This is a genomic window from Sodalis sp. RH16, assembly GCF_047324245.1.
GTDB classification, from domain to species: Bacteria; Pseudomonadota; Gammaproteobacteria; order Enterobacterales; family Enterobacteriaceae; genus Acerihabitans; species Acerihabitans ligni.
The window spans coordinates 1,376,443-1,394,457 of the sequence record NZ_CP178737.1 but is presented as its reverse complement, the minus strand read 5'-3'; the positions used below and the strand labels follow the sequence as shown (position 1 = coordinate 1,394,457).

Genomic DNA, 18,015 nt, shown 5'->3' with positions numbered 1-18,015 from the left:
GCGTGCTGACTTTGTTGCATCTGCTTTCCGCGGTGGCATTACTGGTATGGGGAACTCACATTGTCCGTACCGGGATTATGCGTGTATACGGCGCCCGTTTACGCCAGGTGCTGAGTAGCAGCGTAGAAAAAAAGCCCATGGCGTTTATGGCGGGTATCGGCGTTACCGCGCTGGTGCAAAGCAGCAACGCCACGGCAATGCTGGTGACCTCCTTTGTGTCCCAGGGGTTGGTGGCCCTAACCCCTGCCTTGGTGATTATCCTCGGGGCGGATGTGGGCACTGCTTTGATGGCCAGGGTGCTGACCTTTGATTTATCCTGGCTTTCCCCACTGCTGATTTTTATCGGCGTCTGCCTGTTTCTCGGCCGCAAGCAAGCGCGAATCGGCCAGATAGGCCGGGTGTTTATCGGCCTGGGCCTGATCCTGCTGGCCCTGGAGCTGATTGTAGCCGCCGCGGCCCCTATCACCCAGGCCAACGGCGTTAAAGTCCTGTTCTCCTCCCTGACCGGGGATGTGGTGCTGGATTCCCTCACCGGCGCCCTGTTCGCCATTATCAGTTACTCCAGCCTGGCGGCGGTATTGCTCACCGCCACGCTCACCGCCACCGATGTTATCTCTTTTAAAGTCGCCCTGTGCCTGGTGATTGGCGCCAATCTCGGCAGCGGCATCCTGGCGATGATTAACGCCAGCGGGCAAAATGCCGAAGGCAAGCGGGTGGCCCTCGGCAGCCTGTTGTTCAAATTGATCGGCTGCGTGGTGGTTTTACCGGTCATTTCATGGCTGGCCGATCTGCTGGACCGCCTGCCGGTGAGCGCCGCCGAGCTGGTGATTTATTTCCATGTTTTCTATAACCTGATCCGCTGCCTTGTCCTGGTGCCTTTTGCCGGCCCGATGGCCCGTCTCTGTACGCAATGGATAGGGGATACGCCGGCCAGCGAACTCGGGGTTCGGCCCCGCCATTTGGACGTGAGCGCGCTGGATACCCCGGCGCTGGCATTGGCCAACGCTTCCCGCGAAACCCTGCGCATGGGGGATGTGGTGGAGAGTATGCTGCTGCTGCATCATGAGGTGCTGCACGGCCAGCCGAACAAGGATCGTGAAGTACGCCGGCTGGATGATGATGTGGATGTGCTTTATACCGCCATCAAGCTTTATCTGGCGCAAATGCCGAAAGAGGATTTGGATGAGCCGGATTCCCGCCGCTGGGCGGAAATCATCGAGATGGCCCTGAACCTGGAACAGGCCGGGGACATCATCGAACGCATGACCGGCGATATTGCCGCCAAGTCCCTGGCAACCCGCCGGGCATTTTCCCCGGAAGGGCTACAGGAACTGGATACCCTCCATGAACAGTTGGTATCCAATCTGCGCCTGGGCCTGTCGGTGTTCCTGTCGGGGGATATCACCAGCGCGCGGCGTCTGCGGCGGGCAAAACACCGGTTTCGCATCACCGATCGCCGCTATGCCCACGCCCATGTGGACCGGCTGCATCAGCAAAACGTCCAGAGCCTGGAAACCAGTTCCCTTCATTTGGGGCTGCTGGGAGACATGAAGCGCGTCAACTCGCTGTTCTGCTCGGTGGCCTACAATGCGCTGGAGCTGGAAGAAGAGGACGCGGACGACCTGGACGATCGCCGCAAAACACCAAAAATTGTCTAAGCATTACCCGAACAGGTTATGATGCAGGGTTTTCACCACCTGTTCGGCGTCCTGTCCGGGTACCAGCAGGCACAGATTATGGCTGCTGGCGCCGTAGCAAATCAGCCGGATATTAAACGGGTCCAGTACGCCGAACACGTCTTTGCCCACCCCGCAGGCTTGGGAAAGCTTATTGCCGATCAGCGCGATCAGCGCCAGATTTTCTTCCACCTCCACCCGGCACAGGGACGAAAGCTCCGTAAGCAGCGAGGTGGTCAACAGGCTGGCGCTGGTGGAGGTAGAGCCGGTGGTATCCATGGTCAGCGCCACGCTCACCTCCGAGGTGGTAATCAAATCCACGGAGATGTAGTGGCGGGCCAGAATATTGAAAACTTCCGCCAAAAAGCCCCGGGCCTGCAGCATGTTGAGGCTGTGCAACGTCAACAGTGTTTGCCGGCGGCGCAGGGCGATGGCGCGGAACAGCGGAGGATTGGCGGTTTTGTTGCACACCAGCGTGCCGCCGATATGGGGGTCCTTACTGGAGCCGACAAACACCGGGATATCGCTGCGCACCGCCGGCAACAGCGTAGCGGGATGGAGGATTTTGGCGCCGAACGTGGCCATCTCCGCCGCTTCCTCAAAGCTGATTTCATCAATCCGCCGCGCTTCCGGCACCACGCGCGGATCGGTGGTGTAGATACCCGGCACGTCGGTCCAGATATCGATTCGCGATGCATGCAGCGCTTCGCCAAGCAGCGCGGCGGTGTAGTCGCTGCCGCCCCGCCCAAGCGTCGTGGTGCGTCCCTTGGCCTCGCTGCCGATAAAACCCTGGGTAACGGTAAGCGACAAGGACAGCCGCGGCAACAGCAGATTCCGGGTCAGCTCCTTCAACGTGCCGATATCCGGTTCGGCATGGCCGAAACGATCGTTGGTGCGCATAATCTTGCGCACATCGAACCACTCCGCCGCCACCTGGCGCTGGCGCAGTATCTCCACAAACAGCAGGGTGGACATGAGCTCGCCGTGACTCACCAGCTCATCGGTCAGGGCGTGAGAGGTCGCCAGCCCCGCCGCTTCGGAAAGCATGGCGATATTATCGAGCATGCGATCGATTTCTTCGCGGATGACCTGTGATTCCGCCAGGCGATCGATAATGGCGTATTGAATTCGGCGAATTTCATCGAGATGGAAGGCGCGCCTTTCCGGCTCATTCCCTTCCGCCAGCGCCACCAGTAAATTGGTGACGCCCGCGGAGGCGGACAATACCACCAGACGAACCGAGGGATTGGACAGGACGATATCCGCGCTGCGATTCATGGCGTCGAAATCAGCGACGCTGGTACCGCCGAATTTTGCCACGATCAAGGAGTTTAATGCTGTTTCTGCCATGCTCTTGCTGCCTCGTATCAAGCTGTCATCCATATCCGTGATGACAACGTTTAAATAATGCCGGCACGCGTTAAGAGCGGAAAACGGGGAGCAGACGTAGATGATGACCTACGATACGCCCAGAAGCGCCCCACCGTGCCTATCGCCCAACGGCGAATATGCGGGTGACAACCCAGGGGATTCAGCCCATGCGGTCGGTAGCGGAAATTCCGTGCATTCACCGCCACCTCGGCGCCGCTCCCCCTCGGGTTCTTTCAACGGAAAACGGATCCTCCGGAACCTTGCCTGGGCGGCGCGCCTCTTCTGGTTCACGCATATACCCGTCATACGTCAAGTCGCAGGTGCGTGCCGCCTTCCTGCAACTCCAATTATTCAAGGTATTGGATGCGCAACTAGGCCACTACAAATAGCGGGTAATTTTGTTCCTGTCAACGAGCAGCGTAAGGGGATATTCAATTTGCCCGCAAGTCATGGCGATAGCGCAAATCCGTTCGACTCTGTTACTCTGAAATACAGGCGCCCGCCTCGCGAGGCCATGGCGCGATAGTTTTTGCCGGTGGTTGTAACTATCCAAATTAATTCCAGTTGCGGGAAGGCGGCACGCGCCTGCAACGTGAAGCATGACGGGTATATCGCAATAAAAGGCATCGCAAGCCGAGTCCTTAGCGATACAATCACCGTTATCGGATCTTTTTAATTCTCAAGAAGAGCGTTGCTATGAAAAATATTAACCCTATCCACACGGCGGCCTGGAAAGCGCTGCAACAGCATTATGATCAGATGAAAAACGTGAAGATAAGCGATCTGTTTGCCCAGGACAGCGATCGTTTCAGCAAATTCTCCGCCACTTTTGACGACCAGATGCTGGTGGACTTCTCCAAGAACCGGATAACCGGCGAGACGTTGGCGAAATTACAGGACCTGGCTAAAGAGTGCGATCTCTCCGGAGCCATTAAGTCCATGTTCTCCGGCGAAAAAATCAACCGTACCGAAGATCGCGCGGTATTGCATGTGGCGCTGCGCAACCGCAGCAATACGCCGATTATTGTGGACGGTAAAGACGTCATGCCGGACGTCAATGCGGTACTGGCCAAAATGAAACAGTTTTGCGAACGGGTCATCAGCGGCGCATGGCTGGGCTATACCGGTAAACCTATTACCGACGTGGTGAATATCGGTATCGGCGGTTCGGATCTCGGGCCTTATATGGCCACCGAAGCGTTGCGGCCTTTTAAAAATCACCTGAGCATGCATTACGTCTCTAACGTTGACGGAACCCATATCGCCGAAACGGTCAAACATCTCGATCCCGCCACAACGCTGTTCCTGGTGGCCTCCAAAACCTTCACCACCCAGGAAACCATGACCAACGCCCACAGCGCCCGGGACTGGTTCCTGGCCGCCGCGGGGGATGGGAAACACGTCGCCAAGCATTTTGCCGCCCTCTCTACCAACGGCAAGGCGGTAAGCGAGTTCGGTATCGATACCGACAATATGTTCGAATTTTGGGATTGGGTGGGGGGACGTTACTCGTTATGGTCCGCCATCGGCCTTTCCATTGCCCTGTCCGTGGGGTTCGACAATTTTGAACAGCTGCTCAGCGGCGCCCACGCCATGGACCGTCATTTCGCACAAACGCCCGCTGAACAAAACCTGCCGGTGCTGCTGGCGCTTATCGGCCTGTGGTATAACAATTTCTACGGTACCGAAACCGAAGCCATCCTGCCTTACGATCAATATATGCACCGGTTTGCCGCCTATTTCCAACAGGGCAATATGGAATCCAACGGCAAATACGTCGATCGCAACGGGCAGCCGGTCACCTATCAAACCGGGCCGATTATCTGGGGTGAACCCGGCACCAACGGCCAGCACGCTTTTTATCAGCTGATTCATCAGGGCACCAAAATCGTACCTTGTGATTTTATTGCGCCGGCAATCAGCCATAATCCCCTAAGCGATCATCACGCTAAGCTGCTGTCGAATTTCTTTGCGCAAACGGAAGCCCTGGCATTCGGCAAATCACTCCAGGTGGTGGAAGATGAATTCGCCGCAGCGGGTAAAACGCCGGAACAGGTGACCCATGTGGCGCCGTTTAAGGTGTTTGAGGGCAATCGCCCCACCAATTCCATTTTGCTCAAAGAGATCACCCCCTACAGCCTGGGTGCTTTGATTGCATTGTATGAACACAAAATCTTCACCCAGGGCGTCATCATGAACATCTACACGTTCGACCAATGGGGCGTAGAACTGGGTAAACAGTTGGCGAGCCGGATCCTGCCGGAATTAGCCGCTGACGACCATGTCACCAGCCACGACAGCTCAACCAACGGATTGATAAATCGTTTCAAAGCCTGGCGCCGCTGATTACGCTACAGACCGAACGGGCAGCCAAGGAGTGGCTGCCGTTATGGCCCCGAGCGTTGCCGCTTATGGTATCCGATTGTTTATAATTAACTTTTTAATAGGGAGTAAGGTTAATCCTAAAAAAGCCGGTAAAAAGGCTTTTAACAATTTTTTATATGCGACTTAGCTGAAAAGAGCCATAAAATTTAAAAGCATGTTACTTCAAGCGGATAGGCTGTTATAATCTCGTCGCTATTAACCCTGGCAGCCGCTATAAAGCCGTGAGAATTTTCTGATTTATTATTGTCATGAAAGCTTCATAGCATTGAATAATCTGTCTATTCCTCGCCTATATTAGCGTTTAATCTTACAAATTTTCGATCAAATAGCGGAAGTCACTGGTTTAAGCCACCGGAGACTTTTGAATGCCATTTTTTAGCCCCTGATCCACAGGGATGAATGCAAGATATATTTTATTGCATTATATTGCTTTATGATGCTTATATAAGGCAAATCAACATTCCAGTGCTTTATAGTCATCATCCTCAAGAGTCTAAGGTAATAAATATGAAAAAACTGTTTAATGTTGTAATAGCTGCGATGCTGATGGCTAGTGGTTCCTACGCGATAGCGGCTGCACCTACCACCACCACTTCCAACGGCACCACGGGCAGTACGGCCGCCGCTTCAGGTTTGGGCGCGGGTGCCGCGACGGCAATCGGTGTCGGTGCGGTGGCATTGATAGCGGGTGCTGCGCTGATCAGTTCCCACAACGATGACAACGGTGATAACGGCGGTGGCGGTGGAACAACCGGAACCGGAACCACCACTTCAACCCGATAAATTATAATTACTCGATAACCACACATTTGTGTGGTTATTTTTTGGTCTCCTTCGTTTGGGATGAACGACGTGCGCTATTTCTTCTTATTGGTGGTGTGCTTTCTGGTGGCCGCGTGCAGTCCAGCGCAACAAGGTATAGGCGAGACGTTTAAAGTAGCTGTATTTGGTACGCCCGATGTGGAAAGGACCCCTGAACAGATTCGGGACCTTCCCTATGCCAGCATGTATGTCAAGGTGAATAAAGGTTCGCAGATATTTGTCGTTCTGGCGTATGCCGAGAATGGCTTCCTGAAGTGGGTTACCCGTGACAAGGCCATGCTTGTCACCCATAACGGACGGCTGGTAAAAACCCTGGATTTAACCGACAACCTTCTTGAGGTGACCAATCTGGCCTCGGATCCGCTGGCGCACGCCAACAGGATTACCGACGGCACCGAATGGACCCGCGTTCAGTCCTGGACCCAGAATAAGCAAACCTATTCCGCGTCGTTCACTTCCCGCTTCAGTATCGCCGGCAATGAAACCTTGACCGTACTGAACGTTCCCCATACCTATCGCATCCTTGATGAAGATGTCACCGTGGCGCAATTGAATACCCATTATCGCAACCGTTTCTGGATCGACACGAGCACCGGCGCCGTAGAAAAAACCCAACAATTTATCGGACCGGATTTCTTCCCGATTGAAACCACCACTTTAAATCCTTATAAGCCATGAAAAAACGACTCTTACTGCTAGTGAGTTTATGTGCTGGTTTTATTGCGTCCGCCTCTGCCGACAGCCGGGTGTCTATCTATCTACCGGGCCGGTCCCAGGCCGTTGTGGTCAATGGCGCGACCCACCTGGGACAAATCGCGCTTAATCCGGCGCTGGCCGGACATACCTGGTGGCCCGGCACCGTTATTGCGGAAAAATTGGCTACCGCCGCACAGCTTGATCAGCAGCGGCAACTGGTGGCAAGGCTGGGCGCGCTGAGCGCTGAACTGAGACAGGATAGCAACGACGGCCTGGCAAATTCCGTGGATCAGGTGCGCAGCCAGCTTGCCGGCTTGAAAGTCACCGGCCGCCAGTTCGTTTCCATGGATCCGGATTTCATCCGTCTGGAAGACGGGGCCGATCGTAAATTAAGCGGCGATTATACCGTGTATGCCCTGGCGCGGCCCACCAGCGTTCATGTGTTCGGCGCGGTAACGCCCGCCGGCTCGCAGCCTTATCAGGTGGGCAGCGATGTGTCCGATTATCTTGATAGCCATGATCGTTTAAGCGGCGCCGAAAAAAGCTATGCCTGGCTTATCCAGCCCGACGGAAAGTACCGCCAGGTCCCGGTAGCCTACTGGAATCGCCGCCATAACGAAGCGGCGCCGGGCAGCATTATTTTCGTCGGCTTTTCTTCCTGGTCATTACCCAGTGCTTATCAGGGCTTAAATGAACAAATTGTTTCCTTGTTGACTCACCGGATCCCTGACTGATGAAAAAAAAATATCTATTCAGCCTCATCGCTTTGTCAGTGGCCTCCGCTTGCCAGGCTGCCCCTTATACCGAGCCTTTGGGTCCGTCGCAGATGGATATGGGCGGCGTGGGCCTGCTGCAAACCCCTACCGCGCGCATGGCCCGGGACGGGGAATTCAGCCTTAACTACCGTGACAATAATCAGTATCGTTTCTGGTCGGCCAATATCCAGCTGTTCCCCTGGCTGGAATCCACCGTGCGCTACACCGACGTCCGTACCCGCCTGTACAGTAATGATCCGAATTTCAGCGGCGGTCAAACCTATAAAGACAAGGGCATCGATTTCAAGCTGCGCCTATGGGAAGAGGGGTATTACCTGCCTGAAGTCTCTGTGGGCATCCGCGATTTCGGCGGTACCGGCCTGTTTGACAGCGAGTTTGTGGCCGCCAGCAAGGCCTGGGGACCTTTTGACTTCTCCGTCGGCCTTGGCTGGGGATACCTGGGTACACGGGGTAACGTTAAAAACCCCTTCTGCGAGGCATCAGACAAGTTCTGCCACCGCGACAACAGCAATAATACAGCCGGTTCGTTTAATACCGGCGATTTTTTCCACGGCCCCTCGGCGATATTCGGCGGCGTCGAGTACCAGACGCCGTGGCAGCCCCTGCGCCTGAAGCTGGAGTATGAAGGCAACAATTACCAGGACGATTTTGCCGGCGATCTGAAACAGAATACGCCGGTGAATGTCGGCGCGATTTATCGGGTCGCCGACTGGGCGGATGTCAATCTCAGCTATGAACGCGGCAATACCCTGATGTTCGGTGTGACCCTGCGCACCAATTTCAACGACTTGACCCAGAAGCACCTGGACAGTGAAAAACCGGCCTACCAGCCCAATGAACAGTCCGATATGCTGCAGCATCAGGTGGCAGCGCAGCAGTTGGAGGATCTGAACAGCAATGCGGGTTACACCGCGCCGCATATCCAGGTCAAGGGCAATACCATGTACATGACCGGTCAACAGGATAAATACCGGGATGGTACGGAGGGCGTGGATCGCGCCAACCGCATCCTGGTGAATAACCTGCCGGCCAATATCAATACCCTTAAAGTGACTGAGACCCGGCTGCATATGCCGATGGTGACCACCGAGACCGACGTGAAGAGTTTGCAGAATACCTTGAGCGGTTATCCGCTGGGGCATGAGCAGCCGCTGATACAGCGCCGGACCGAACCGGATGTTCCGGAGCGTGCCGAACAGGGCTATTATATCGACCGCAGCCGCCTGGAGCTGGGCTGGTCGCCGGTACTTAACCAGTCGGTGGGCGGCCCCGAGTCGTTCTACATGTATCAGCTGGGCGTGGAGGGTACGGCCAATTATTGGATGACCAATCATTGGGTTACCTCCGGCAGCGTGTTTGGTAATATTATCAATAATTACAATAAATTCAATTTTACCAATCCTCCCAGTGACTCCCATTTGCCGCGGGTTCGCACCCGCATTCGTGAATATGTCGGTAACGATGTCTATATCAGCAATCTGCAGACCGCCTACATCTCCGGTCTTGGCGACGGCTGGTATGGCCAGTTATACGGCGGCTATCTGGAAATGATGTACGGCGGCGTCGGCGGCGAAGTGCTGTACCGTCCGCTGGACGCCAACTGGGCGGTGGGCGTGGACGGTAACTACGTCAAGCAGCGCGACTGGAACGATATGATGCAGTTCGCCGACTACAGCGTCGCCACCGGTAACCTGACCGGCTACTGGCAGCCCAGCTTTATGAACGGGGTGCTGGTTAAAGCCAGCGTAGGGCGTTACCTGGCCAAGGACAAAGGCGTGACGTTCGATGTGTCGCGGCGCTTTGACAGCGGCATAACCGCCGGTGCTTTCGCCACGTTCACCAACGTTTCCAAAGAAGAATACGGCGAAGGCTCTTTCACCAAGGGATTCTATCTGTCGATACCGCTGGATCTGCTGACCGTAACACCGAACCGGACCCGTGCCCAGCTGAACTGGATACCGCTGACCCGCGACGGCGGACAGATGGTCGGACGCAAATTCTACCTGTACGGTTTAACCGACGAGCGTTCTCCCGCACTGAACTGATGAGTTACCGACATCGGTTACTGCGCTGCCATGGCCTCCTCCCGGAGGCCATTTTATTGACTTGACGCCCGCCGCGGGCGATATTGGCGAGGGGAAACCCCCAGCAGATAATTCTCCCGCCGCAGGCGGGTCATTAAGCCGGCGTTCTGGGCTACAATAATGTCACCCGCTTATTTTCAAACGATGGGGAACGGTTGACGGATAATCTCTATATCTCATTGCTGGCGTCCATCCAATGGTTAACCCCACAGTCACCACAGCCTGATCCGACTAAAAGAGATTGGCTGCTGGAGTGCGATTCCATGACCCGGCGCCTGGAACGCCATTGCCGGCAGGTAAGCGTACAGCGGGCCAGGGAGGGGTATGTCTTCGCCGGCGAAGCGGGCGACGATATTGCCTTGTTGCCCGCCAGCGAGCGCTACTGGCTGCGTGAGGTGGTGCTGTACGGCGACGGCAATCCATGGCTGGCGGGCCGTATGGTTATTCCCGCCGCGGTGCTGGAAGGACCGGCGTGCGCGCTCAAAACCCTGGGGGATATGCCGCTTGGGCGATGGCTGTTCCGCGACGGGATGCCGACCCGTGACTACATCCAGTTGGGTCGGGCGGGGAATTTATGGGCGCGTCGCTCTTGCCTGCGTCCGCATGGAAAGCCCTTATTGCTAACCGAACTGTTTTTACCGGATGCCCCTCTGTATCGTTAACAGCGGCGGCGTTTTGATGAAGTGAAGGAGAGAAAAGTGGAACACAGCGCCACAATGGGCAAATGGCAGGCCTGGTGCCGGTTGATGCGCATTGATAAACCCATTGGTTCTCTGTTGTTGCTTTGGCCGACGTTATGGGCTCTGTGGCTGGCCGGACGGGGCACTCCCGATGTCGGCATTCTGCTGGTTTTTATCCTCGGGGTATTTTTAATGCGTGCCGCCGGGTGCGTGGTGAATGATTTCGCCGATCGCAAAATTGACGGCCATGTTAAGCGTACCGCGTCGCGCCCTCTGCCCAGCGGCCACATCAGCGAAAAAGAAGCAAAGGTCCTGTTCTTGTCACTGGTCACCGCGTCCTTCGGCCTGGTGCTGACATTAAATTCCATGACCATTGCCCTATCGGTGGCCGGATTGGTCCTGGCATGGGTTTACCCGTTTATGAAGCGGATAACCCATTTACCGCAGCTGGTATTGGGCGCGGCCTTCGGATGGTCAATTCCGATGGGGTATGCCGCGGTTAGTGAGTCCTTACCGATTTCATGCTGGCTGCTGTTCGCCGCGAACGTGCTGTGGACCGTGGCCTATGACACCCAATATGCCATGGTGGACAGGGATGATGATATCCGCATCGGCGTTAAATCAACCGCTATCCTGTTCGGCCGCTATGACAGGCTTATCATCGGTATATTGCAAGCGGCTACCCTGCTGTTATTGGTTTTGCTGGGATGGCGGTCGGGATTGAACGGCATTTTCTTTATCGCATTGGCGCTGGCGGGGGGACTGTTCGTTTATCAGCAAAAGCTCATCGCCGGACGTGAACGGCCGGCGTGCTTCAAAGCCTTTTTGAATAATAACCTGGTGGGCATGGTGATCTTTCTCGGCATCGCGCTGAGCCTGCTTGTCGAGGCGATGAAATAATCATCCGCAGCCCACAGCTCACGGAACTATGTCGACAGCCAGCATTGCAGCCGACAGACAACATCGCACAGCCCGGCCCTGACGGCTTTCCGCCAAGCCGCCAGGGATATACTGCTTATTCTACTCCGCCGGTGACGGCAGGGGTTGCAGTCCGGGGGCGGCAACCAGCAGGCTGGCGCTTTCTATGGTCAAATGCACTTCCGGCGTCATCAACTCGCTGAGTATCTCGCTCATTTCAAGCACCTTTCCGCTAATGGCATCGCCGCTGTCGCTGATGTAGTTCTCTTCGCGCAGCGTGGCCACCAGTGTGGAAAACACCGCCTTATCGAAAAACTCAGGCGCATTGATACCGTGCAAGACCGAGAGCCGCTGGGCCATGATCCGGCTCTCTTTCTCCAGCGTGCCTCGATTGATTTGAGGGTTAAACCGCAATAAGGAGAACGTAATGGCATAACGCTGCAGGGTTTCCCTTATTCCTGCGGCCAAGAGCTGCAGAGTTTGGGCGCGCACCGGGTTGAGCAGGAGTTGCCGCGCCTCCTCGATAATCAATCCCTGCCGGAGCAGCTCTTCAATCAGCGCATCGATAACCGGGCCGATCTCCGCCGTTTCATAGTGCATAAACAGTTCTGCTTTGAGCAGCGGGTAAAGCAGATAGCTATGGCGTAATAGCGTCTCTCGGTCTATACCGGGATGGCCGAGAATGATGCTGGCCACCAGCGACGGCAGGATAAATAAATGCTGGATGTTATTCCGGTAGTAGGTCATCAGCACCGCTTGTTCTCGCGTCAAATAGATGATGTCGCCGATGGTGTCCTGCTCAACGCTGAATTTATTCATCGCCAGAGCATGCTCCAGCAAGCCTTCCGCCGTGGTGTCCGGAATGGTCACATCCGCTGCGTAGGGAACGTTGCGCATCAGTTCCAGATAGCAGTTCAGTTGGTGCAGCAATTGTTCCCGGGTTAACGAACGCTGGCGTGAAGCCAGCAGTACCGTGGAACAAAGATTAATGGCATTCGCCGCGGCGGCGTTATTGATGCGCACCATGATTTTGCCGGCGATGTCATCCACCACCGGCGCCAGCCAGCCGGGACGCTGGGCTTCGATAGGATCGATGGAATCACGCCACTGCGGCACGTTCTGGCTCAGATAGGCGCTCAGTGACAAAGGCTCGCCGAAGTTGACATAACCTTGGCCCAGATTACGCAATTTACGCAACCCGCGCACCATCTGCAAAAATCCCTCTTTTTCCTTGGTGGCGCCGCGCAATTCCTTGGCGTAGGTGGCCACCTCCATGACATGTTCATAGCCGACATAAATCGGCACCAGGGTGATGGGCCGGTTACCTCCCCGCAGCATGGCCTGGATGGTCATGGTCAGCGTGCCGGTCTTGGGCTCCAGCAGGCGTCCGGTACGGGAACGCCCGCCCTCCATAAAATATTCCACCGAGTAGCCGCGGGTGAAAAGTTCCCCAAGGTATTCACGGAATATGGTGGAGTAGAGTTTATTGCCCTTGAACGTGCGGCGGATAAAAAATGCCCCCAGGCGCCGGAAAATCGGGCCCGCCGGCCAAAAGTTCAGGTTAATGCCGGCGGCGATATGCGGGGGCACCAATCCCTGGTGATAAAGTACATAGGACAGCAACAGATAATCCATGTGGCTGCGGTGGCAGGGCACGTAGACGATTTCGTGACCGTCTTCGGCCAGTTGCCGGACCCGATCGGCATTGCGTACGTGCAGACCTTGATACAGGCGATTCCAGGTCCAGCTCAATACCCGATCCGATAAACGTATGGCCTCATAAGAAAAGTCCGCCGCAATTTCCTCCATCAGCTGGATGGCGGTTTGCTGCGCCTTATCGGTGGAGATTTTTTTGCTGCGGGCTTCATCTTCAATGGCTTTTTCAATGGCCTTGGACGCCAGCAGCTTGTTAAAAAGATCCTGGCGTACCGGCAAACGCGGCCCAACCGCCACCAGGCGCTGGCGGGCAAAATGTATCCGGGCGACCCGGGCGAGCTTTTGCGCGATGGTCTTATCCGTACCGTGTTCCGTTGCCATGTACCGCATCGACAGCGGATTGGAAAAGCGGACAAAACTGTCACGCCCCAGCCAGAGAATGGCGATGAATTTTTGAAAACCGTTCAGCAGCCGCAGCTGCGGAGCCGGTTGGTTGGGCTGTGCTTCACGGCCCGGGGCGCGTCCGAACATCACGGAAACCGGCACCATTTGTACATCGAGCTGGGGATTGTTACGGTGTAAGTCCAGGTAATTGTGGAATAACTTGACGGATTCCGGCTTCTCGGTGAAGTAGGAGAAAACCCGCGGACCATCGTTAATAAAGACATAACGCGGCAGCGTTACCCCGTCAATTTCCAGGGGAATCAGCGGATCCGGCAGTTGGAGCTTTAAGCACTGCCCGCGCAGGGTAAGCAAATCCGCTTTGGAATTATAAGGTAACACGTACATCATGGCCCGCATGGGATCCAGACCGGTTTCTTCCCGTGGATTCGCGGGGATTACCTTACTTCTCACCAGCAATTTTATTGGCAAATCCAATAACGCATAATAAATGTTACGCCAACCTGACATATCTGTGTGAAGCCTCTTGTTAGCATTGCGGCACAAGAATACCAGAAACTGCGCAACAGATCTGTGGTGATGAGAACGCAAAGAACCGGTAATATGGGCGCAATTTTCCTCAAGCGCGCAAATGTATGGCAAACCAAATCAGTGGACTTAAACGTATCTATAACGCCATGGGATATTCATTAAAAGGATTATCAGCGGCCTGGCGTCATGAAGCGGCTTTTCGGCAGGAAGCGGTAATAGCCATCCTTGCCATCGTACTTGCATATTATCTCGAATCCGACGCTATTTCGCGTATTTTATTGATTGGCTCGGTGTGGCTGGTATTGGTGATGGAAACGATAAACAGCGCCATAGAAGCGGTGGTGGACCGCATCGGGCCAGAGCTGCACCCCCTCTCGGGACGGGCAAAGGATCTCGGGTCGGCTGCGGTTGCGCTGGCCATCATATTGGCGGCCTGGGTCTGGATAACCTTGCTGTGGCGACTATTTCGATGATGGCTTCTTTTAACCGTTGTTAAATTCAGCCGTTTTTATTACGTTTTGCCACACATGAGGTTTTCAATTGGGCTCGACCTGTATATACTCACATGAAGACTGTATAAACAAACAGGGGACGGAATGAAAGCGTTAACCGCCAGACAACAAGAGGTTTTTGACCTTATCCGCGATCATATATCGCAAACCGGCATGCCGCCGACACGCGCGGAGATCGCCCAACAGCTGGGGTTTCGCTCACCCAATGCCGCCGAGGAGCACCTTAAGGCGCTGGCGCGAAAAGGGGCGATTGAGATTGTCTCCGGCGCTTCCCGCGGGATCCGTTTACTCATTGAGGAAGAAAGCGGTTTGCCTCTGATTGGCCGCGTGGCGGCGGGCGAGCCATTGCTGGCGGAGCAGCATATCGAAAGCCATTACAAAGTCGATCCTGATTTGTTCAAACCCCATGCGGACTTTTTGCTGCGCGTCAGCGGCATGTCAATGAAAGACATCGGCATCATGGATGGTGATTTGCTGGCGGTGCACAAAACGCAGGATGCCCGTAATGGCCAGGTGATTGTCGCGCGGATTAACGATGAAGTGACGGTAAAACGCCTGAGAAGACAAGGCAATATCGTTGAGCTGTTACCTGAAAACAGTGATTTCTCCCCCATCGTGGTGGATTTACGCCAGCAGGAGCTCACTATCGAAGGATTGGCGGTAGGTGTCATTCGCAACGGCAATTGGATCTGAGCCTTTGTCTGGACCCGCTTTGATCTGTTGGTGACTCTAGGTAGCGTATTCTCCCCCGGTTTGGTTTTCGGCGTCCTTTATCAGCTTCGGCGGCCGCAGATTTATTGGGGGAGCTGTGGCGCGTCGTTTTGTTCCGTTCAATAACCTTTTTGCATCTTTTCTTGCCTCGCTTTCTTCAATACTTGCCGTCATTAATCGCTGTTCCCGCCAGCTATCCGCGTCAAAGCACAAGTGAAGTTTATACATATTTTGTTACATTTATCGTCACTCTAATTTCCTCCGCTACCTGCTGTTTTATATCGCCTTATGGTAAAAAACGCGGGAATTACCGTCCATATGACGTCAAATCCTCTGCCAAATAAACCTTTCGCCAAACGCACTGCTATACTTAATCTCATAGGGTTAGCTTATAGATTAACGATGTCAGACGTTTTCTTTAACGAATCCGATTATTCATTAACCGCTGCAAAAGGTTAATGATTAAAATTCCTCACCAAACGATAGCGAAGGAGTTTTACAATGAATACTGACCAAGCAAGCGGCAACTGGAAGCAATTCAAGGGTAAAATGAAAGAACAATGGGGCAAACTCACCGATGATGATTTGACCGTTGTTGAAGGGAAGCGTGACCAGTTAATCGGTAAAATTCAAGAACGTTATGGTTACGGCAAAGAAGCAGCAGAAAAGGAAGTTTCGAACTGGGAAACCCAGAATAAATATCGCTGGTAGCGATGTAACGTGGTAGCCCGCTATTACGTTGGTTACCCGGAATAATCAGATTAATGTTCCTACCCAAAGGTACAAGGATGTACCACCTGCCTAATCACATCCTTAAACTAATCTACTAAAAATTTTAATGCCTACCTGTTTAACTATTACCTCTTTTTGATCCCAATGCTATGGTCGTGTCCGCAATTATGCAGCCGATCGCAGGATTGCACTTCGGAACACTTGAGGCAAAAACCATGGGCTTCCACCACGTTATGCCGCATGGCAAAACCCGCTGACCGGGCCATGCGTTGTAGAATCTCCTCAATCCCCTCGGTGGATTGCTCCGTGACCTGGCCGCAGCGATCGCAGATAAAAAAAGCCGAGGTATGGCTAGGCTCTTCAAAATGATGGCACAAGACAAAGCTGTTGGTTGACTCGACGCGATGTATAAATCCCTGCTCCATGAGAAAATCCAGTGCGCGATATATAGTCGGCGGTTTAGCCTGGGGTTCTGAGGCCCTTAACAGATCAAGCAGATCGTAGGCGCTAATTGCCCCCTCCTGCTGCGTCATCAGGCGCAATACTTCGAGCCGCTGCGGCGTCAGGCGTACATTCCGTTGTTCACACAATTGTTCAGCTTGACTGAGCAATTGCGAACTAGTCATGCTTTTCATAGGGAACCCCCGTAGCTTATCTATCCATCATCTTATCATGATGACGATAAAATACCGAATCTAGGGATGTAAGCCGAGCGAGGCTATAGCATTCCCGGCTAACGGTCAGCAAAACAGGGCAGAGAAGAGCTTTTATGCTGTCAGGCGTGGCGACATATTTATTTCCCGGGGAGGGTGGCTGTTGATGCCTTCCGTAACGCTATTGGCGATGGTAATCAGGTGATAGATAACCTGTTTGTTGCTTGCCCTGGTTTTTCTCTTGATATTTATCTTATGGGAGGAAAGGGTTTTTTCTTTGATATGCAAATGTGAACAGATATGTAACGTATCGTAGCCGGACATCCACATTGTGAGGACTTCAGCTTCCGTTTTACTAAAGCGCAGTGGGGAAAATCCAAGTTTGTTATTATCATCCAGCCATGTTCTGACATCGAGATAATAACGGATAATCATATTGATAGTGCTGATTTTGATAAATTTTGAAGTGATAATGACATTCTTTTTGATTGGGATAAAATCATAGAATTTTATGCTTTCATTACCGATAAAGATAAAAAAGAGCGTCGCCGGATGCTGTTCTATGACGGTCTTGAGCTCCTCATTATTGTGCTGATATTGAAAATAATTCTGATTGATAAAAATAATGGAAGGAGATGCTGTTTCGCATTTTTTTCTCAATGTTGACAAACTGTCCAGTGTTCGAATACTTCCTTTAACACCATTTGCGCCAAGAGAGCTTTTCAGCGCATATCTGGTGTATGTGCATGGATCAAGAATAAACACTGTCATAATAATCGCGATATCTACAGTTATGGTTATTGATAGGGGAAGGATGCGTTAGTTCGTTCTATAAATTCCCTTTGAAGACGAAAACAGTGCCTTCGGTATTTGTTTACCGGCTGCTTGTTCGGTTGAATATGATTTTTCTCTTTCTGTTTTCCCTGAAATGCAGAGCCAGGCTGATTATGGTAATCAGCAGCATAAAAGCGATAAGCACGCTGTAAATAATCATACTTCAACCTTTCACTCAGTAATGAAGACGGCGACGCCTTAAATCCATGTGATAGAGGATTATGACCAGTTTGTAAATCGCCATCGAAGCCATTGGGACGTAATATAAGTTATTTGGTACAAAATGAGTTTTTTTTCAAAAAAAAGCTATTGAATGTTAATACTTCGCTGCCAAACCGCGGTTTGCGCACGGCGCACCTCCGGTCGTTTAAAACGCTTGGCAGGGTATTGCCGCCGCTGGATTTCATGCCAAAGGCCGGCGGCAAACGGCAGGGATCTTTATTTGCCGGAAGAGGAGTGATGCCACGCCATGGAGAAGGCGCTGTGGGAATAGTGGAATAGGATGAGATATACGCCGGTAATTGCTTTTTTTAATCAGTTAAAAATCAACATTGCTACTCGACAGCGTGATGCTTA

The 18,015-nt window shown here is 53.4% G+C and carries 15 protein-coding genes and 1 riboswitch; of the genes, 11 read left to right on the top strand and 4 right to left on the bottom strand.

Translation table 11 applies throughout. The features are described from left to right. The first annotated feature begins 2 nt into the window (after nt 1–2). Entirely contained in the window at nt 3–1,658 is a 1,656-nt protein-coding gene (locus ACL2XJ_RS06345) for a Na/Pi cotransporter family protein (RefSeq protein WP_413726007.1), read from the top strand. A gap of 3 nt (nt 1,659–1,661) precedes the next feature. Here the strand turns inward: ACL2XJ_RS06345 and lysC are convergent, their stop codons facing one another. Beyond that, nucleotides 1,662–3,026: a lysine-sensitive aspartokinase 3 gene (gene lysC / locus ACL2XJ_RS06340; RefSeq protein WP_132924519.1), complete on the bottom strand. Its 1,365-nt coding sequence runs from the start codon at nt 3,024–3,026 to the stop codon at nt 1,662–1,664. A 115-nt stretch (nt 3,027–3,141) separates the two neighbouring features. Beyond that, a riboswitch (Lysine riboswitch) is annotated at nt 3,142–3,337 on the bottom strand. 406 nt (nt 3,338–3,743) lie between these two features. Here lysC and pgi point away from each other — a divergent pair. The 7 genes from pgi (at nt 3,744) to ubiA (ending at nt 11,390) form a co-directional block, all read left to right on the top strand. Then, entirely contained in the window at nt 3,744–5,393 is a 1,650-nt protein-coding gene (pgi, locus tag ACL2XJ_RS06335) for a glucose-6-phosphate isomerase (RefSeq protein ID WP_413726006.1), read from the top strand. A gap of 438 nt (nt 5,394–5,831) precedes the next feature. Beyond that, complete coding sequence (locus ACL2XJ_RS06330; RefSeq protein WP_203523737.1) at nt 5,832–6,215, top strand: hypothetical protein; 384 nt, start codon at nt 5,832–5,834, stop codon at nt 6,213–6,215. 69 nt (nt 6,216–6,284) lie between these two features. After that, nucleotides 6,285–6,932 (top strand): YjbF family lipoprotein, encoded by a 648-nt coding sequence (locus ACL2XJ_RS06325; protein ID WP_413726005.1) that lies wholly within the window; start codon nt 6,285–6,287, stop codon nt 6,930–6,932. A 68-nt stretch (nt 6,933–7,000) separates the two neighbouring features. After that, entirely contained in the window at nt 7,001–7,684 is a 684-nt protein-coding gene (locus ACL2XJ_RS06320) for a capsule biosynthesis GfcC family protein (RefSeq protein ID WP_338091449.1), read from the top strand. Then, nucleotides 7,684–9,771 carry a YjbH domain-containing protein gene (locus ACL2XJ_RS06315; RefSeq protein ID WP_413726004.1) on the top strand — a complete coding sequence of 696 codons (2,088 nt, stop codon included), beginning with the start codon at nt 7,684–7,686 and terminating at the stop codon, nt 9,769–9,771. Before ACL2XJ_RS06320 ends, ACL2XJ_RS06315 begins: the two co-directional genes overlap by 1 nt. Nucleotides 9,772–9,965: 194 nt before the next feature. Then, complete coding sequence (gene ubiC / locus ACL2XJ_RS06310) at nt 9,966–10,472, top strand: chorismate lyase (protein ID WP_413726003.1); 507 nt, start codon at nt 9,966–9,968, stop codon at nt 10,470–10,472. Between the two features lie 54 nt (nt 10,473–10,526). Next, nucleotides 10,527–11,390 carry a 4-hydroxybenzoate octaprenyltransferase gene (gene ubiA / locus ACL2XJ_RS06305; RefSeq protein ID WP_413726857.1) on the top strand — a complete coding sequence of 288 codons (864 nt, stop codon included), beginning with the start codon at nt 10,527–10,529 and terminating at the stop codon, nt 11,388–11,390. A 120-nt stretch (nt 11,391–11,510) separates the two neighbouring features. Here ubiA and plsB read toward each other — a convergent pair whose 3' ends face one another. Then, a complete protein-coding gene (gene plsB, locus ACL2XJ_RS06300; protein WP_132924535.1) occupies nt 11,511–13,976 on the bottom strand; it encodes a glycerol-3-phosphate 1-O-acyltransferase PlsB in 2,466 nt (821 codons plus the stop codon). Nucleotides 13,977–14,101: 125 nt separating this feature from the next. Between plsB and ACL2XJ_RS06295 the strand changes: the two genes are divergently transcribed. From ACL2XJ_RS06295 to ACL2XJ_RS06285, 3 genes are all read left to right on the top strand, one after another. Further along, nucleotides 14,102–14,470, top strand: coding sequence for a diacylglycerol kinase (locus tag ACL2XJ_RS06295; protein ID WP_132924537.1), 369 nt, complete (start codon nt 14,102–14,104; stop codon nt 14,468–14,470). Nucleotides 14,471–14,593: 123 nt separating this feature from the next. Next, complete coding sequence (lexA, locus tag ACL2XJ_RS06290) at nt 14,594–15,202, top strand: transcriptional repressor LexA (RefSeq protein ID WP_132924539.1); 609 nt, start codon at nt 14,594–14,596, stop codon at nt 15,200–15,202. Nucleotides 15,203–15,721: 519 nt separating this feature from the next. Then, on the top strand, nt 15,722–15,931 hold the full coding sequence (locus ACL2XJ_RS06285; RefSeq protein ID WP_132924541.1) for a CsbD family protein: 210 nt from the start codon (nt 15,722–15,724) through the stop codon (nt 15,929–15,931). Between the two features lie 146 nt (nt 15,932–16,077). Here the strand turns inward: ACL2XJ_RS06285 and zur are convergent, their stop codons facing one another. Both zur and rcsA read right to left on the bottom strand, forming a co-directional pair. Further along, nucleotides 16,078–16,587: a zinc uptake transcriptional repressor Zur gene (zur, locus tag ACL2XJ_RS06280; RefSeq protein ID WP_132924543.1), complete on the bottom strand. Its 510-nt coding sequence runs from the start codon at nt 16,585–16,587 to the stop codon at nt 16,078–16,080. A gap of 132 nt (nt 16,588–16,719) precedes the next feature. Next, on the bottom strand, nt 16,720–17,376 hold the full coding sequence (gene rcsA, locus ACL2XJ_RS06275; RefSeq protein WP_132924545.1) for a transcriptional regulator RcsA: 657 nt from the start codon (nt 17,374–17,376) through the stop codon (nt 16,720–16,722). Nucleotides 17,377–18,015 lie beyond the last annotated feature (639 nt).

What these genes read in the sequence shown, in the direction of transcription:
- zur (WP_132924543.1), bottom strand. Translation starts at nt 16,587, where the DNA reads ATGAAAAGCATGACTAGTTCGCAATTGCTCAGTCAAGCTGAACAATTG.
- ACL2XJ_RS06285 (WP_132924541.1), top strand. Translation starts at nt 15,722, where the DNA reads ATGAATACTGACCAAGCAAGCGGCAACTGGAAGCAATTCAAGGGTAAA.
- rcsA (WP_132924545.1), bottom strand. Translation starts at nt 17,376, where the DNA reads ATGACAGTGTTTATTCTTGATCCATGCACATACACCAGATATGCGCTG.
- plsB (WP_132924535.1), bottom strand. Translation starts at nt 13,976, where the DNA reads ATGTCAGGTTGGCGTAACATTTATTATGCGTTATTGGATTTGCCAATA.
- ubiA (WP_413726857.1), top strand. Translation starts at nt 10,527, where the DNA reads ATGGGCAAATGGCAGGCCTGGTGCCGGTTGATGCGCATTGATAAACCC.
- lexA (WP_132924539.1), top strand. Translation starts at nt 14,594, where the DNA reads ATGAAAGCGTTAACCGCCAGACAACAAGAGGTTTTTGACCTTATCCGC.
- ACL2XJ_RS06295 (WP_132924537.1), top strand. Translation starts at nt 14,102, where the DNA reads ATGGCAAACCAAATCAGTGGACTTAAACGTATCTATAACGCCATGGGA.
- pgi (WP_413726006.1), top strand. Translation starts at nt 3,744, where the DNA reads ATGAAAAATATTAACCCTATCCACACGGCGGCCTGGAAAGCGCTGCAA.
- lysC (WP_132924519.1), bottom strand. Translation starts at nt 3,026, where the DNA reads ATGGCAGAAACAGCATTAAACTCCTTGATCGTGGCAAAATTCGGCGGT.
- ACL2XJ_RS06330 (WP_203523737.1), top strand. Translation starts at nt 5,832, where the DNA reads ATGCAAGATATATTTTATTGCATTATATTGCTTTATGATGCTTATATA.
- ACL2XJ_RS06315 (WP_413726004.1), top strand. Translation starts at nt 7,684, where the DNA reads ATGAAAAAAAAATATCTATTCAGCCTCATCGCTTTGTCAGTGGCCTCC.